Annotated in this window: 13 protein-coding genes, 1 tRNA gene and 2 pseudogenes; 9 read left to right on the forward strand and 7 right to left on the reverse strand. The window is 63.8% G+C overall.

Features of this window, described 5'->3' with window-relative positions; translation table 11 throughout:
• Nucleotides 1-25: 25 nt before the first annotated feature.
• Nucleotides 26-487, reverse strand: a complete 462-nt coding sequence (locus ACO6VK_RS07285; protein WP_422506238.1) for a DUF7256 domain-containing protein — start codon at nucleotides 485-487, stop codon at nucleotides 26-28.
• Nucleotides 488-726: 239 nt separating this feature from the next.
• Between ACO6VK_RS07285 and ACO6VK_RS07290 the strand changes: the two genes are divergently transcribed.
• Nucleotides 727-816 (forward strand) — tRNA-Ser (locus ACO6VK_RS07290).
• Nucleotides 817-900: 84 nt separating this feature from the next.
• A pseudogene (locus tag ACO6VK_RS07295) lies at nucleotides 901-1,053 on the forward strand (DUF6538 domain-containing protein); the annotation flags it as partial.
• A 670-nt stretch (nucleotides 1,054-1,723) separates the two neighbouring features.
• On the opposite strand, the gene ACO6VK_RS07300 reads toward ACO6VK_RS07295, so the two are convergent.
• Nucleotides 1,724-2,527 (reverse strand): hypothetical protein, encoded by an 804-nt coding sequence (locus tag ACO6VK_RS07300; protein ID WP_422506239.1) that lies wholly within the window; start codon nucleotides 2,525-2,527, stop codon nucleotides 1,724-1,726.
• Between the two features lie 206 nt (nucleotides 2,528-2,733).
• On the opposite strand from ACO6VK_RS07300, the gene ACO6VK_RS07305 reads away from it, so the two are divergent.
• Nucleotides 2,734-3,207 carry a hypothetical protein gene (locus ACO6VK_RS07305; protein WP_422506240.1) on the forward strand — a complete coding sequence of 158 codons (474 nt, stop codon included), beginning with the start codon at nucleotides 2,734-2,736 and terminating at the stop codon, nucleotides 3,205-3,207.
• A gap of 202 nt (nucleotides 3,208-3,409) precedes the next feature.
• Entirely contained in the window at nucleotides 3,410-3,934 is a 525-nt protein-coding gene (locus tag ACO6VK_RS07310) for a hypothetical protein (protein WP_422506241.1), read from the forward strand.
• Nucleotides 3,935-4,298: 364 nt separating this feature from the next.
• Here ACO6VK_RS07310 and ACO6VK_RS07315 read toward each other — a convergent pair whose 3' ends face one another.
• Nucleotides 4,299-5,264 (reverse strand): AraC family transcriptional regulator, encoded by a 966-nt coding sequence (locus ACO6VK_RS07315; RefSeq protein WP_422506242.1) that lies wholly within the window; start codon nucleotides 5,262-5,264, stop codon nucleotides 4,299-4,301.
• A 104-nt stretch (nucleotides 5,265-5,368) separates the two neighbouring features.
• Between ACO6VK_RS07315 and ACO6VK_RS07320 the strand changes: the two genes are divergently transcribed.
• Entirely contained in the window at nucleotides 5,369-6,613 is a 1,245-nt protein-coding gene (locus tag ACO6VK_RS07320; protein ID WP_422506243.1) for an MFS transporter, read from the forward strand.
• On the opposite strand, the gene gcvA is transcribed toward ACO6VK_RS07320, so the two are convergent.
• Nucleotides 6,604-7,524, reverse strand: coding sequence for a transcriptional regulator GcvA (gene gcvA / locus ACO6VK_RS07325; RefSeq protein WP_422506244.1), 921 nt, complete (start codon nucleotides 7,522-7,524; stop codon nucleotides 6,604-6,606). The genes ACO6VK_RS07320 and gcvA overlap by 10 nt on opposite strands.
• Nucleotides 7,525-7,655: 131 nt before the next feature.
• Between gcvA and ACO6VK_RS07330 the strand changes: the two genes are divergently transcribed.
• The 4 genes and pseudogenes from ACO6VK_RS07330 to ACO6VK_RS07345 form a co-directional block, all read left to right on the forward strand.
• Nucleotides 7,656-8,480 (forward strand): MBL fold metallo-hydrolase, encoded by an 825-nt coding sequence (locus tag ACO6VK_RS07330; protein ID WP_422506245.1) that lies wholly within the window; start codon nucleotides 7,656-7,658, stop codon nucleotides 8,478-8,480.
• Nucleotides 8,477-9,340, forward strand: a complete 864-nt coding sequence (locus ACO6VK_RS07335) for an MBL fold metallo-hydrolase (protein ID WP_422506246.1) — start codon at nucleotides 8,477-8,479, stop codon at nucleotides 9,338-9,340. Before ACO6VK_RS07330 ends, ACO6VK_RS07335 begins: the two co-directional genes overlap by 4 nt.
• Nucleotides 9,337-10,059 (forward strand): hypothetical protein, encoded by a 723-nt coding sequence (locus tag ACO6VK_RS07340; RefSeq protein ID WP_422506247.1) that lies wholly within the window; start codon nucleotides 9,337-9,339, stop codon nucleotides 10,057-10,059. The genes ACO6VK_RS07335 and ACO6VK_RS07340 overlap by 4 nt, the downstream gene beginning before the upstream one ends.
• 1,313 nt (nucleotides 10,060-11,372) lie before the next feature.
• Nucleotides 11,373-11,657, forward strand: a pseudogene (locus tag ACO6VK_RS07345) (energy transducer TonB); the annotation flags it as partial.
• A 158-nt stretch (nucleotides 11,658-11,815) separates the two neighbouring features.
• Here ACO6VK_RS07345 and ACO6VK_RS07350 read toward each other — a convergent pair.
• Genes ACO6VK_RS07350 through ACO6VK_RS07360 form a run of 3 tightly spaced genes read right to left on the reverse strand, consistent with a single transcriptional unit; the run spans nucleotide 11,816 to nucleotide 14,699 of the window.
• The gene (locus ACO6VK_RS07350; RefSeq protein WP_422506248.1) at nucleotides 11,816-12,733 is read right to left on the reverse strand and encodes a DMT family transporter; all 918 of its coding nucleotides are present in this window, start codon (nucleotides 12,731-12,733) and stop codon (nucleotides 11,816-11,818) included.
• 2 nt (nucleotides 12,734-12,735) lie between these two features.
• Nucleotides 12,736-13,695, reverse strand: a complete 960-nt coding sequence (locus tag ACO6VK_RS07355; RefSeq protein ID WP_422506249.1) for a 2OG-Fe(II) oxygenase — start codon at nucleotides 13,693-13,695, stop codon at nucleotides 12,736-12,738.
• Nucleotides 13,692-14,699: a hypothetical protein gene (locus ACO6VK_RS07360; protein ID WP_422506250.1), complete on the reverse strand. Its 1,008-nt coding sequence runs from the start codon at nucleotides 14,697-14,699 to the stop codon at nucleotides 13,692-13,694. Before ACO6VK_RS07360 ends, ACO6VK_RS07355 begins: the two co-directional genes overlap by 4 nt.
• Nucleotides 14,700-14,704 lie beyond the last annotated feature (5 nt).

Raw genomic sequence — 14,704 nt, forward strand, 5'->3', positions numbered from 1 at the left:
GAATGGGGCCCCGATTATCGGGGCCTCAGCGTTTGCGCTGGCGGATGCCGATCAGCCGCGCCACCGCCAGAAGGGGGGAGTAGACAGCCTTGGGGCTGCAGATCTCGATGCACTGGATCACGTCGTCCACAACGAAGACATGCAGCCAATGACCTTCGTCAGTGGCATCGTGATACTCCGTAATCTCCAGGATGGGGTCAAAGATCCGGATGGCCTCGGGAACAACGTCCAGCGTCGATCGCACGCGCCGTGCAGCGGTGAGGGTCATCCCCATGCAGAGACCCTGTATGGCAATGTCCGACGGGAATCCTCGCCGGAAGCTCACAGTGCCCACGCGCTCCTCAACGTCCATGCGACATCCCACACCGTCCGGAAACCCCGCCAGGTAGCCTTCCTCGTCGGGAATCAGGCCATGCGTCCCTACGAGCGTGCGGACGCCATCCAGCGGCATCAAGGGCCGGAGGGCGGTGTACTTCAGGACATCCATAAGGGCCGCGCACCGTCGAGAGTTGACGGAAAAATATGGGCGCCGACGGGCAGGAGTGACATGCAAGGAGTTGCAATGCAGTGCGATCCACCTGGGCGGAACAGGGGCGGGTAGCGCCTTCTACCAGGGCGTGGTCCGGGCGCCGGCGTTCAGTCCTGGATCAGAGCCTGGTCTCTTGGGCAATGGCCGGCCTCGTGCGATAATGGGTCACGGCCCGGGTGATGTGATCGGGGTCCATCGGAGAGATGGCCGAGCGGTTTAAGGCACCGGTCTTGAAAACCGGCGAAGGGTCAAACCTTCCGTGGGTTCGAATCCCACTCTCTCCGCCAATCATACATAAATCACTGATTCTAAATAAGAATTTTTGATGTGCCCTGGTTGTGAGGCGGAGAGCATGCAGAGGCGACAATCGCATGCGTATCCCTCACCATTTGAGTCGGTCTGAGACCGGTCGCTGGTCTTTCGTCCAGCGCGTTCCCGTCGACCTTCAGGCCGTGCTCGACTGCCGGCTGATCAAACGAACTCTTCGAACAAAAGATCTGGCTCAGGCCCACGTGCGTTCGATTCGAAAAAGAACACGCTTATCGCTTCGATTGCCCAAGGCGCCCTGCCAACTTGTGAATTCCGCAGGAGGTTCCCCCGTAGGGGGTAGGTCGCTCTCAAGGACAATGGCATCGAGGCCGCCGAACCCATGAGCTTTCTCCCTCGGGTAGAGGGATGTTCCATCTCTGACTAGGTTTCCAGGCAGAGCGCGCGAATAGTCTGCGCTGACCACGATCGTCTCATCGATTTCGATGCGAACCCCAGGAAGTAACAGCCCAACCCAGCCGTCCACACCATTGGCCTCGAACCAAGTGAACTGATGGCTACCAGTCAGGATCAGGACAGCGGTCCCGCCCAACTTGGAAGTGCCAAATGGTCGATGCCTGGGCGTACGGGCACCTGCTAGGCGCGATGCAGGTCGTCGGAGCCGTTGCGATCTTGGCCGCTGCGGTAGGAATGAATTTCGGGTGGAGGCTCTCTCGGCGGGAACGCGGGAACGCGGGAGCGAACAGCCTCCTATCCACGATGTTTGGAGTTCGAGCTTGATACGAAACAGGTATCGCCGGGACCAGCGGGCGCTTTCGTGGGGCAGCCTTTGGACTTGCGGCTCACTTCGTTTCGATCAAAGCGCTGGAGGATGGGGTTATTCCTTGATGGCAACCGGCAGGAGCGGATTGTGCTGCGGCAAGGCGCTCACTCAAATGATTTTGGAGGGCCAAGCGGCACCCGCACTTCAATCCCATCGGCTCGCAGCGTTCTCAGGTGCCTCTGGTCGATGTCGTAGATCGAAATGAGATCGTTGCTGGTGATGATGATTTCGCCTTTGGCCAGAAAACTCTCGCCGCGCCAGAGCTCAGAGACGCTTGCCAGTTCGCCTCTCGTCAGCCTTTCAACGGTTGTGGCGGCCTTAGCTTTTCCAAAGCGCTCGCCGGCGATGCCGGGTGTAGTTAATGCGATAGAGATGAGGGCTGCTACAGAAATGGCGGCGGCCCCCAATCCAGCAATCCCCGCGGAGGCGACGATGGGCTGCCGGACCCAGTACGACTGCCGCTTCAGCCAGTCGAGCAAGCGCGCGTCGGCCTTGACCGGGGCTCCAGCGACAACGAAGAAGCCAGTGGCAAGGGTCAGGAAGCTCAGAACCTTGAGCCACTTGACGTCGCTGAAGAGATCAAGCCCTTCCGAAACCACCACGTAGAGCCCATGAATTACCTTCTCTTCCACTGGCTGGGGGAAGGAGGTGGGCTGAAGGCCCAGTTGGGCGAGGTAGGTTGATTGGGAAACGTCACCAGCAAAATGGAGAAAGAACCCCAAGATTGTGGCGATCGCCAGCAGGCTGCCTACGGCCGTCGCGACAGAACTGGTCAATCCAGCCGGGGAGGGTTGCTTTCCACTTTTCGAAAGAGGCGGTGCGATGCTCGATGTAGCGGATTCGTCGCTTCGCTTCGCGGGATCAGGAGCCGAGCGGCGTTGTTTTTTGCTCAAGGTAGAACCTTTCATGGAACCCCGAATTTACTCCGATTCAATGGGGAGAATCCTAACGTACCAGGCGAGGAATTGACCCCTTATCTGCGCCTTGCTGGGCGAACTCGGCGTGCCTAATATAGGCCTGCAACCGCTGGGTCGCCGGGATGAGGGCCATTGGAGCAACGGGTAAGCCGGGACCGGGTTTCGGCTTTTGAAGGATGGGTCGGATAGGAGTCAATATGAGCAGCATGGAAGAACGGCTTGCGGACCTTGAGCGGCGACTTGCCTTGCTCGAGACTCGGGACAGGGATTTGCCAGCTTTACAGGGCGGCTTGCCCGCTCGGGGCGCGGCAGAAGAGCAGGTGGTTTCGGTTTCCGTATCGAACAAGCGATATGACCACGGCGACTACGAGGACCACATTTGGTTTGACTGTGTCTACACGCTTTCCCAAGACTCGAAGCCTACCCGCGCACTCAAGGGGGCGATCGAGTTCATGGACTTGTTCGGAGAGGTGAGGTTCCGACTGCAGTTGACCGTGAACGATCCCCTTTCTCCGGGCCGTCCGCTTGCGAATCCAGGTATCGGGTTCACCTTCAATCAGTTCATGCCGGAGCACCAATGGATGCTAAGCACCGATCTCAGCGACATGCAGATCAGGCTAGTTGCTTCGAACGTCATCTACAGCGATGGGACTTCCGCATCGTCTCCCTGACGGCAGGCGCGTTCCGTCGCCATGCGCCGATGCCGCAGAGTAGTCGTGTCGGCATCATCATTGGAACCGAAAGCACCCGGTGCTTGGAGTGGGCATCCTTGCCAGTGTGACAGTATCTGTCAGCTCAGCTATCGGCGGTATATGACCAACATGGTCGAACGATTGAAAACAGTTGTTCGCGAAGAGCGGGGGGGGACCAGCGATGCGAAAGAGAGAGTTTGTTCAGGCTGAATCGCAGCCTTTTCGCGATCTTGAGGCGCTGCTTGAGAGCCGTGTCTTCCATGTAACCAGGCGGCAGAACATGCAGGCGATACTTTGCTCTGGCGCACTGTTGCCGAACGCTGATGGGCAGTTTGAGACGACCTTCGGCTCATCCGCTAACTCATTTTTCAGGCTAATCGGCTGCGTCAGCGTGTTCGACTACAGGATGCAGGAGGTGCCTAACATTGCTGAGTACCGCGGACGCTGTTATCCATTTCAAGCTGCTCGGCCTGGTGGTGCCGGAATCGCGATCCTCATGCTCAAGCCGGAGAGCTACCAAGAGTTGCTGCCTTGGACGGAGTGGTCCAGCTCTGGCGACCTCTCACAGAACATTGTCCCGTATGTCGAAGCTGGCTACCCAGGTCCTCTGCCGCTGAGCATGATCGATGAGGTCCTCTTTGTCCGGATCACTGAAGATCCCGATTGCTTTGCCGCGCTTGTCAGGAGGAGCTATTTAGGCGATTGACCACCCCGCAGGGCGGTACCAACCGTACCTAAGACGGGCTATGATCGAGGAAACGTCCCAGGAAACCAACGAAACAGGCTTTCTGAAACGGAGAGAATTGGTTAGATCGGTGGTGATCCGATCCCACTCTCTCCGCCAATCACGTCTGAGTCATTTCCCCTTCGTAGCAGCCCATCCAGCAGCGACAGCGAGAGCGTCCGACGTCATGGTGCTCGGGTGAACTGTCTGCGCCTGAAGCAGGACCAGGGGCAGCAGCGGTGGCCACCGGTCTCCGGCATGCGCCACGCTCAAGGCAGACCAGGCGCCGACGGCGCAGCGGCGATGAGCGGCGAAGCGCGAGGCGATTGTCCGGATGGCAGCTCTCCTATGGAGAGGCCAACGGGTGCCCTCGCCGAGTCGCGCCAGGAGAGTGCCCCATGACGCGCTTGTAGGCACGGCTGAACGCTGCCTGCGACGCGTAGCCGAGGCGCTCTGCCACGACCTCGATGGATAGGCTTTGGTGGGTCAGCCATCGACTTGCCAAGTGCATGCGCAGTTCGGTTACGTACCGCAGGGGTGCGGTCCCCATGACGGTCTGGAACCGGTCTGCAAAGACAGAGCGCGAGATGTTTGATTCTGCAGCGAGCGCGTCGACGGTCCAGTCACGCCCAGGGTCTCGGTGTAGCGCAAGCAACGACAGCGATAGACGAGGGTCGCGCATGGCCATGACCAGGCCTGAGGCTCCGTCGCAACCGCGCTCGACCCAGTCACGGACGATCATGGCGGCGACTGCATCCGCCAGCCGGGCGAGTATTCCCGCAAATCCAATGCGTCCGGAGCACACCTCGCGCTTCATCGCATCGACCATCGGCAACAACCCAGGAAACTGAGCGGCGTTGCCATCGGCCAACATCACGGTAGGCATCAACTTGCTCAATCCATGCATGCCACCCAGATCGACCACCATGCATCCGTGGAAGAGAACAGCGCTTGGCACGGGATGTGTGCTCGGGCACGTGTCTACGCCGCTCACCGCGTCACCCAGTGGGGCTGCGTCTATCGTTTCCAGGCACTGCACTGGGTGGTCGACCCCAGACAACAGCGAATGGCCGTCTCCGCGGGGAAGAAGCACGACATCCCCGGCGGATAGAAGGTGTTGGGTGCCGTCCGCGTCACGAAGAATCGCATTGCCCACCGCCAGGTAGTGGAAGTAGGCATGCCCTGGCTTCGGGGGAAATCCAAGCCCAAAGGTCGGCCCGGTTTGAATGCGTCGGTATTGCACGCCATGCAGCCGCATGCCGGTCAGCAGCTGGCTGATCAGGTCGGTGGGCTGGGCGGGAGCGTGATTCATTGAGAAGGCCCGGCGTTTCGATCAAAAATCTAGGTTGGACAATCATAGATCATCCTGACATGGCTCCCTAGACTCTCGGCTGCACGAATGCACTGGGATCTTTGATGAGCAATAACGTAGTGGATGCCGCGGACGCGCCTGCTTCTGTGGCCAGCGGTAGCGGGGCGCCGTCTTCATCGGCATGGGTGGCCGTGTTTTCGCTGGCGATGGGTGTCTTCGGGTTGCTGACGGCCGAATATCTGCCTGCCAGCCTGTTGACGCCGATGGCGGCGGACCTGGGGGTGTCGGAAGCGCTGGCCGGTCAAGCCGTGACGGTCACCGCTGTAGTGGCCCTGTTCGCTGGCCTGCTGGTGCCTCGGCTGACCCGTTCGATGGACAGGCGCGTGGTGCTGTTGAGTTTCACGGGTCTGATGATCCTCTCCAACGCCTTGGTGGCGCTGTCGTCCAGCATGGGCGTGCTGCTGGTGATGCGCGTCCTTCTGGGCGTCGCGCTGGGCGGTTTCTGGAGCATGGCCGCAGCCGTGGCCATGCGGCTGGTGCCCCCACAGCGCGTGCCTCGCGCGCTGTCCATCATCTTCAGCGGCATTGCGGTCGGCACGGTGGTGTCCGTTCCCTTGGGAAGCTATCTCGGAGGGCTGCTGGGCTGGCGCAGCGCCTTCTGGGCTGCGACGGCGGTAGGTGGGCTCACGTTTGCGTTCCAGTGGTTCACGCTGCCCCGAATGGCGCCGCGCAAGGCGGCACTCCCTGAGTCGGTGGTGGGCCTCCTGCGCCGGCCAGGCGTTGCGGTCGGCATGCTGGGCTGCGTTCTGGCGCACACCGGCCAGTACGCGCTCTTTACTTACATCCGCCCAACGCTGGAGAGCCTGGGGCAGATGAGTGCGGATGGCCTGGCGCTGATTCTGCTCGGATTCGGCGTGGCCAACTTTGTCGGCACGCTACTGGCAGGCTGGATCATGGAGCGCAGTTTGAAAGTCACCCTGGTGATCATGCCTGCCTTGGTTGGCGTCGCCGCGCTCGGCATGCTCCTGTTGCCGGTGGGCGTTGGCGGGCTATCGATTCTCGTCGCGCTCTGGGGCCTGGCCTTCGGTGGCGTGCCCGTGGCCTGGTCGAGCTGGGTCGCGCGTGCGGTGCCCGACCAGGCCGAGAGCGCCGGCGGGATGGTGGTCGCTGCTGTGCAGTCCTCCATCGCAGCAGGTGCTGCCTTGGGCGGCCTGGTGTTCGGGCTGGGAGGCATCGTCGCAGTCCTCACGGTTGCCGCGGCCGTGATGCTCCTCGCCAGCCTGCTGATTGCGTTCCGTGTCAGGGTGAGCTCGCCGACGTCCTCGGCAGGTCCGGCGTTTCACATCTGAGCGATCGACGCGTCCCTCTCCACTTCCAACCACCGACGAAACGCATCCGTCGCTCCCACCTTCCGCCCCGCAGCCGGACAGACCGCCCAGAACGCATACGCATTGGGCAACTGCGCCTCGAAGGGTCGGATCAACCGCCCCCGGCGCAGGTCTTCCTCCACCAGCGGCGCCACGCCCAATGCCACCCCGTGCCCGTGGAGGGCCGCTTCCTGGGCCAGGTAAATGCTGGGGTACACCGGGCCGGTATCGGCCCGCACCGTCGATACGTCGGCGAACGCCAGCCAGGCGGCCCAGTCGGGTACGCCTGGCCGGCCCTCCGCGCTCTGGTCATGGATCAGGGTGACGTGGGCGAGATCGGCGGGCGAGCTCAGGGGCAGGCCGTCTGCACGCAGGGTGCCCGGCGCGCAGACGGGGAACACGGGCGCCTCCATCAGCAGGCCGGCCGCGTCGCCGTAACCTGTTCCGGGGCCATACCGAAGCGCGATGTCGATACCGTCGCGGCCACCGTCCGCCAGCTGGTCGGAGGTGACAATCCGCACCTGGATGTCGGGGTGGCGGGCATGAAAGCGGTGCAGCCGCGGGGCGAGCCATTTGGCGGCAAAGGACTCGATCGTGCTGACGCGCAGGTCGGCGGTGGCGGCGGGCGAAGCGCGGTCCAGCGCAAGGTCCAGCATCCCGAAGATCTCGCTCAGCGACGCGGCCAGGGCAGCGCCTTCGCTGGTGAGCGTGACGGTCCGATGGCCGCGCTCGAACAACGCGGTGCCCAGATGGTCTTCCAGCCGTTTGACCTGATGGCTCACGGCCGCCGGCGTGACGAACAGCTGGGCCGCCGCCTTCTGGAAGCTCAGGCAACGTGCAGCGGTTTCAAACGCGCGCAGGGCGTTGAGAGGAGGGGCGTGACGCGGTTTCATCCAGGGCTCCAACCATCACCGATGACCGATCCTATCAGGTTAGGTTTTCTAACCTGACGGTCAAATCATGTCGTTTGTCAGGCCCGGCACCGCTGACAATCATGGCGGCCTCCATATCAAGGGAAGCCGCCGTGCATCTGACACCATTGGGTCCGGACGTCTCGCTATGCGTCGGCGACGATCATGCGTCCGTCGCGACCGTATTCTTCAACGGCGATGAGGTGCTGCTGGTCGACGCCCTTGCCAGTTCCGGTGACGCCGTCCGGTTGCGTGACCTGCTGTGCCGGCAGATGGGGAAGACGGTGCGCGCGATGGTCTTCACTCATTTCATGAGCGATCACATCGCCGGGCTCACCGTGTTTCCCGACGCGATGACGATCGCGCATCGCAATTATCGTCACACCTTCCTGTCGCAGAACCGCCGGGTGGATGCGTTCTACCGTGAGCCGCAGGTGGTGTTCGACAGCGCGATGCGCATCCGCTGGGGTCGCCATGAGCTCCGCCTGCTGCACAACCCGGGCAAGACCCTGGACCACCTCAGCGTGGATGTCCCCACCGCCGACCTGGTCTGCGTCGGCGACAACATCGTGGGCAATATCGTCTATCTCTCCAAGGCGGACCCGGCACAGATCCGGACGGCGATTGGCCGGGCCAGGCAGTTCGGGCGCGGCACCGTGGTCGGCGGACACATGGGTGCGTTCGATGCCACGGTGCTCGACAACGCGCTGCACTATCTGGAGCACCTACGGCGTGCCGTGGTGACTCTGCGCGCGCAGGCAGACACGGGTCCGCTGGGCGAGAGGATTGCGGCCATTCCGATGGACGCGTGCCTCGCGCCGGGCGTTGAACCCACCGACTTCGAGCGGATCTGGCACCAGCGCAATCTGGAGGCTATCGAGGCCCAGGGCATTTTCGAACTGGATACCTATCTGGCACGTCCGGCGGAGGTCGCATGAGCGCATCTGCATCGGGCGGTGCGCGGGTGGGGCGACGGGCCTTCCTGTCCGGCTGTGCAGCCGGAGCGACGGCGCTGCTGCTGCCCGCATCGCTCGCTGCCGCGCAGGTGCCGGCACTGGGCGGCCTGCGCATCCAGCGGCTGGCCTGGGCAGGCATCCGTCTCCAGCTCCCGGGCTCAACGCTGTTCATCGATCCGTTGACCAATGCCGCCGAGTGGGGCGCGGCGCTGCCGGACGCGTTGATTCCGGTCGCGGATCCGGTGGGGGAGACCAGCGTCCTGCTCACCCATGTGCACTCGGACCATTTCGATGCGGGTGCCGTGGCGCAGGCGCTGCATGCGGGGGGCAGTGTGATCCATCCCGCCGGGACCCATCCGCTCCCGATCCCCCCGAAAGCCCGGGCGCGTCCTGCAGCGCTGTGGGAGCCGCAGTTGCTGGGCGACTTCACCGCCACCGCGGTGCCCGCATCGGATGGCTACGGCGACCCGCAGGTGTCGTGGGTGGTGTCTGCTGGCGGGCGACGGATCTTCCACGGCGGCGACACCCTGTGGCACGGGCACTGGTGGAAGATCGCGCGACAGCTCGGACCGTTTGACATGGCGTTCCTGCCCGTCAATGGCGCCAGATTCGGCTGGCGCAAACCGGTCAGCGGACAGCCGGGCGTGCTCACCCCCGAACAGGCCATCGCCGCGGCCACTATCCTTGGCGCGCGGTCCATCGTTCCCATCCACTACGGCATCTCGGGCATTGCGGAGTACCAGGAGGTGGACGCGCCGCTGCGCGCGCTGGCCATGCTTGCCAAGGGGAAAGATGTGACGGTCCAGCCGGTGCAGCCAGGGACGTGGGTGGTGTGGCCATGACGGGCGTCCTGATGAAGGCCCTGACAGGTGCCGTCCTCGTCGCGTCATTCCCAGCCTGCGCATTGCCCGTGGAGGCGGCCGAGCACGCCCCCGCGTCGCGCCCCTCGTTGGAGGCCTTGCAACGCATCATCGTGTCGCGAACGCCGGAGACGACGATCGCCGCCCCTGACACCGATCGGATCACCGCCCGGCGCATCGATATCGTCGACGACAACGGCGTGATCCGCATGACGCTTTCCGGGCGTACACCGGCACCGATCATCGATGGCATCCAGTACCGCCGCGCTTTCAACGTTGCCGGCCTGGTGCTGTACGACGAAACGGGCAGCGAGCGGGGCGGCTTCGGGACCGCCGATGTGGCCGGCGGCATGGCCGTGCTGGCCCTGGACCATCCTGCGCTGGACGCCATCGGCTGGCGCGTGTCGCCGGACGGGGAGGTGGCGTTCTCGATCAATCAGGCGCCGCCGCTGCTCCGCGAGCCCGCGCTGGACAACCGTCTGGTGCCGGGCATCGCGGCGCCCACGCGCATCAAGATGGTGGTAGCGCCGGACGGCACGCCGGCGATAGCGCTGCATGACACCGCCGACACGCCCCGCCTGCGGTTGACGGTCACTGCAGAGGGCTACGGCGCGATCGAGTTTCTCAGGGCGGACGGGACCGTCATCCATACCCTGGCGCCGGAGGCAGCCGCAGCGGTGGACGTCCAGCACGGGGAGTAGGGGCAGGTTGCGCCAGGCAGCTGCATGGGGTGCTGCCAGCAACAGGGACATTCCAACGTAGAATCCTCCTGCCCGTAAGGACGACGTGTTGCGGGAGGGGCACTCATGCACGACTGTGGCCGTATCAGGCCCTGCGGGCATGCGTGCGTTGAAGGGCTAAAAGGAAGCATTGCGCTGCAATGCGATGTGGATGATCGACGCGTACACGACCGTTGATCATCAGTACAACAGGGGGTTTCATGCGGTCCATGCGGAATGTGGTTGTTGTGTCCGTTGCCATGCTCGCCATCGGGTGTGCGCAGAAGAAGGCGCTTGAGGAGAATCCCGGCCTGGCCGAGATCGAACAGCACCTGGCGGCGTACGTGGAGGCGTATCCCAACGCCACCGACGGTGCCAGCAAGACGTGCCTGGAGATGAAGATCCATTTTGTCAGCGCGACCACGTCCGGGGCGTTGGATGCATCGGCGGGCCGACGTGACCTCGCCAGGGAAACCGGGCCGCTGAAGGCGGGTGAGGCGGTGTACTTCGAGGGCGTCGCCACCCGGTTTGGCCGCACTGTCCGGGTCAACGGCGACAGCCTCTCCGTGGGCACGGTCAACGTAGGCGCATCGGCATACGAGGTGTGGTCGCCGAACAGCAGCGCCGTCATCAACCGGCGCATCGCCGAGGGCCAGCTGGTGACTGGCGGCAAGGACTCCCCCATGTTCGGAACGCGCGGTGTGCCGGTATGCGGCTTTGGCATCTCCACCGTGGGTGGCAGGCTCAATCACATTCTTCTGGCGGACATGATCGAATCCGGTGCGCCGCTGGCGCCTGAGGCGCCCGCCAGCGGCATTGCCGCCAGTGCGGCCGCAGACGTGCCCGAGGTGGCCGGCGAGCCGCCGCAGGAGGCGCCGGCAGCGGCCGGCGGCAAGTGCGAGGTGATTGCGAAGGGGGAGGAAGAGGCGCGTTCCAACTGCAAGTCGGGCAACTTCAATGCCTGCCGCGATATCGCCGGCTGGGTGGCCAACAAGGTCATGGAAGGGTGTGCCGTCACCAGCAGGACGCCGGCAGAAGCCCTTCATGAGGAATGCCTGCAGCTCGCCAAGTCGTCGTTGCTGGCCAACGACTACTGCATGGGCGGCAAAGGCGACCAGAGCGCGTGCGAATTCCTCGGCAAGGCGGCGAAAGAAGCGGCACAGAAGGGCTGTCCGTCGGATGTAGTCGCCGAAGCCCGCGCGCAGATGCGGCGGGACAGGGGCGAGCCTGCCCAGGCGTCGTCATCGTCAGCGGCGGCCCGTCCGTCCGGCGAGCCGGCGTCCGATTCCGCCCAGTCCCGTACCGAAGCCACGGTGGATGCGACGTCCAAAAGCATGAATCCGCCGCGCTACCCGCCGGCGGCATTCCGCGCCGGCATAGAAGGCCAAGTGACGCTGATCGTGGATGTATCCGCCGACGGCACGGTCACCAACGTGTCCATTTCAAAGACGTCGGCCAACCGCGATCTGGACAGGGCGGCAATGGAGGCCGCCCGGACCTGGCGGTTCAATCCGGCGCAGGAGAACGGGGAAGGCGTGGCGGGGCGGGTGAGCGTGCCGGTCACGTTCGCGCTCAACTAGCGCGTCGAGGGCGGGCTGCCGACACCGGCAGCCCGCTCGGGGTTATGGCGGCCCGCGCTGGCAGAATCCGATACGGATGCGCTGGAGTTGGATGGCCGAGAACATCTGAGGCTCACCCGATGCGCCGATCCGCACCAGAGATGTCGCGGCGTGCCGAGTCAGGCGTCGCCGCAGGCAACGCGCTGACGTGCGTGCCGGCGCATGATCAGGACGCCGGCGGCCACCACCAGGATGCTCACGTAGGTGGTCCAGCGCAGGGCGTCGCCAAACATGAGCGCTGCCCAGAACAGGGTGACCGGCGGTTCCAGATAGACCAGCGCGGACACGCGGGGCGCCGACATCCGTTTCAGCAGCCCCCACAGGCTGAGATAGGCAATGAAGGTCGAGAACAGGGTCAGCCATACAACCGCGATCCAGACCTGTGCGCCCGCCGGGATCGCAATGGCGTTCATCGACAGCCCCACCATAGCCAGCAATCCCAGGGTGGTGGCCGACTGCAGAAACAGCGGCATCAACTGGCCGTCCCTGCTGTGGTCGGTGGACAGCACCGATTGTCGTCGCTGGTACAGCGTGGCGATGGACAGCGTGGTGGCCGAGATCAGCGGCAGCGCATACAGCCCGGGATGTATTCTGTTGTCGGTGAGCACATATTCGCCCGCGATCACGATGCCGACGCCGGCAAACCCGATGGCGAGCCCAATCCATTCCTGCAGCCCGCTGCGCTCGTGGTTGCCCCGTGCCGACAGGGCGGCGGTGATCAACGGCTGCAGTGCGCAGATGATGGCGGCGATTCCTGCCGGCAGGCCGCCGCGGATGGCGATGTACACACTGACCAGGTACGCGAACTGGGACAGGAAACCGATGATGGCGTTGTAGCGGAGCTGCGCGCCCGTCAGCGCACGCAGCCTGCGCCACACAAACGGCAACAGGCAGGCGGTGACCAGCAGGAAGCGCCAGAACAGCAGAGTGATGGCCCCGGCGTCCTGTGTGCCCAGCCGGGCACCGATGAAGCCCGAGCTCCAGGAAAGGACGAAGACAGCCTGCAGCAGGAGCAGGTACAACGCATGTCGGGGCATGTTCACCTTCCTGCGGACTGGAGCTCCTCGAACGTAATGGGCGTGATGCCAATCCGTGCGAACTGTCGGGCGGACGATTGGTGCAGGGTCCAGCGCAGGCGCGCCCAGTCGGGCACCGTCGCCGCGATGCCGTCGTCAGATGCCAGGTGCCAGAATGTGTTGGAGTCCTCGCGCGCGTAGGGGCAGTGGAAGGACAACACCAGCGACATGCGTCGCCCGGTCGTGACGGGACGAACGCCGTGGAACACACGGCTCCCATAGATGAACAGGGCATCCCCCGGCTCGACCAACCGTGCGGTTTCGGCGGAGCGGTCATCCCCTGCATCGAAGGTATCCACCGTGCCGTTATGGATGAGGAACTCGCCGCCGGTATAGTCGGCCGCCCCCGACAGCACGATGTTCAGCACGTAGTTGGTGCCGTCGGTGTGCCACATGCCACGCTGCTGCGGTTGCCCGGCGGGTTTGGGATGGAAGTAGTTGATCTGCGAGCGTGGGTTGCACATGGGGTAGGGCACCAGCGGTACGCCGGCAATGCGCGAGACGGCCAACAGAAAACCGCGGCTGTTCATCATCGCGTTGATGAAGGGCGACAACGCCGTCACGCCCCGGGTACGCCGGGAAATGATCCAGTCGCTGTCACCCGCCGCGTCTTCCAGTCGGGCGCAGATGGTCTGCAGGGCGGCGACGGCGTCGGGCGTGAAAAGGCGATGGACGCAGGCGACAGCGGTGAGGGCGCCCACCGCAATGCGGGGATGAGGACTGGTGTGGTAACCCAGTGCCTCGAGCGTGCGGGTGTCGCTGACCAGAGGGCCTGGCTGGCACAGCAGGTCGTCGCTCCAGCGCGCTTCTTCCTCCACACGCCGCGATGTGGGACGCGGCGTAGCGCTGAACGTGGCGTTGAGCGCCAGCTTGACGCGCCCGATACCGCGGTCAAACAAGGGCAGGCGGTCGATGTCAGTCATGGCGTGTCACTCCCGAAGGGGGGCTGCTGGAGGTACTTTGCGAGTTGGTAGCGCACCGAGCCATCGCCACTGGCCCATTCGCCCACCACGCTGCAGTTGCAGTGCAGGGCTCTGACGCGACGGAACTGCTCGGCGGTGTATTTGAGGCAGATGTTGGTGAGCAGGTAGCCCTGCTGGTGTGGCCCGCGCACAGGCTGCAGGGTCACGGCGACGTGTATGCGTTCGTCAAGAATGTCCAGCTGCACGAGCGTGATCTCATGCTCGCCCAGCGGTGTGAATCCCTGCTGGAACGCGATCAAGCGGGAAAACCGGAGCATGTTGGGATTGGCGTAGAAGGCGTGGATGGCGCTTTGCAGGCCTTCCTCGTAGACCTGCATCTCCGAGAGGATGTAGGTGTTGTCGCCGGCGAGGGTGCGGATCAGCCTTCCGGTACTCACCGCCAGTTCGTTGCCTTCCTGGAAGCCGAGCAGGGTGATCAAGGTGAGGTCCTGATCGAAACACAAGTCCGCATGGGTCACGGTGCGATAGTCAGCAGCGATGTAGTTGAAGCTGCCTCGCCCCTCCACGATCGGGAGTATGGCGGCGCGCATGGCGTGTTCCGAGGTCTGGTTGATGTCGATGGCGGTGTAGCGGATGGACGCGCAGCTGTCGGCGATCCGGGCCAGCAGGTGGGCCGTCTTGACCGGTTCGGGGCCCAGTTCGACGTAGTGCAGATGCCGCCGCCAGCTCAGCGTTGCCAGCCGGTCCGCCAGCGTATCGATTGTGCATTTGAGCGCGCCGTGGCCGTGTGCGTCAGCACACAGTCCGTGCTGACTCATGCCTTGCTGATTGAGGGCGCACATCAGCAGAAAGATGTCATGGTTGCAGGTCTGAAGGTCAACCGGCCCCGATGCTGGCGGGGCAAGCGTTGAGTACTTCTCATGGTTTTCCACAGTCCATAGCCGTTGGCTTTTGTAAGGACCGGCGTGCATCAGTGCATCGACGACAAGGGCATTCAAGCTCATCCGTC

Origin of the sequence: Stenotrophomonas sp. GZD-301, from assembly GCF_049310345.1 — a bacterium.
Taxonomy (GTDB): Bacteria; Pseudomonadota; Gammaproteobacteria; order Xanthomonadales; family Xanthomonadaceae; genus Stenotrophomonas.

Coding starts and splice junctions, on each gene's coding strand:
- ACO6VK_RS07285 (WP_422506238.1), bottom strand. CDS start 487: ATGGATGTCCTGAAGTACACCGCCCTCCGGCCCTTGATGCCGCTGGAT.
- ACO6VK_RS07300 (WP_422506239.1), bottom strand. CDS start 2,527: ATGAAAGGTTCTACCTTGAGCAAAAAACAACGCCGCTCGGCTCCTGAT.
- ACO6VK_RS07305 (WP_422506240.1), top strand. CDS start 2,734: ATGAGCAGCATGGAAGAACGGCTTGCGGACCTTGAGCGGCGACTTGCC.
- ACO6VK_RS07310 (WP_422506241.1), top strand. CDS start 3,410: ATGCGAAAGAGAGAGTTTGTTCAGGCTGAATCGCAGCCTTTTCGCGAT.
- ACO6VK_RS07315 (WP_422506242.1), bottom strand. CDS start 5,264: ATGAATCACGCTCCCGCCCAGCCCACCGACCTGATCAGCCAGCTGCTG.
- ACO6VK_RS07320 (WP_422506243.1), top strand. CDS start 5,369: ATGAGCAATAACGTAGTGGATGCCGCGGACGCGCCTGCTTCTGTGGCC.
- gcvA (WP_422506244.1), bottom strand. CDS start 7,524: ATGAAACCGCGTCACGCCCCTCCTCTCAACGCCCTGCGCGCGTTTGAA.
- ACO6VK_RS07335 (WP_422506246.1), top strand. CDS start 8,477: ATGAGCGCATCTGCATCGGGCGGTGCGCGGGTGGGGCGACGGGCCTTC.
- ACO6VK_RS07340 (WP_422506247.1), top strand. CDS start 9,337: ATGACGGGCGTCCTGATGAAGGCCCTGACAGGTGCCGTCCTCGTCGCG.
- ACO6VK_RS07350 (WP_422506248.1), bottom strand. CDS start 12,733: ATGCCCCGACATGCGTTGTACCTGCTCCTGCTGCAGGCTGTCTTCGTC.
- ACO6VK_RS07355 (WP_422506249.1), bottom strand. CDS start 13,695: ATGACTGACATCGACCGCCTGCCCTTGTTTGACCGCGGTATCGGGCGC.
- ACO6VK_RS07360 (WP_422506250.1), bottom strand. CDS start 14,699: ATGAGCTTGAATGCCCTTGTCGTCGATGCACTGATGCACGCCGGTCCT.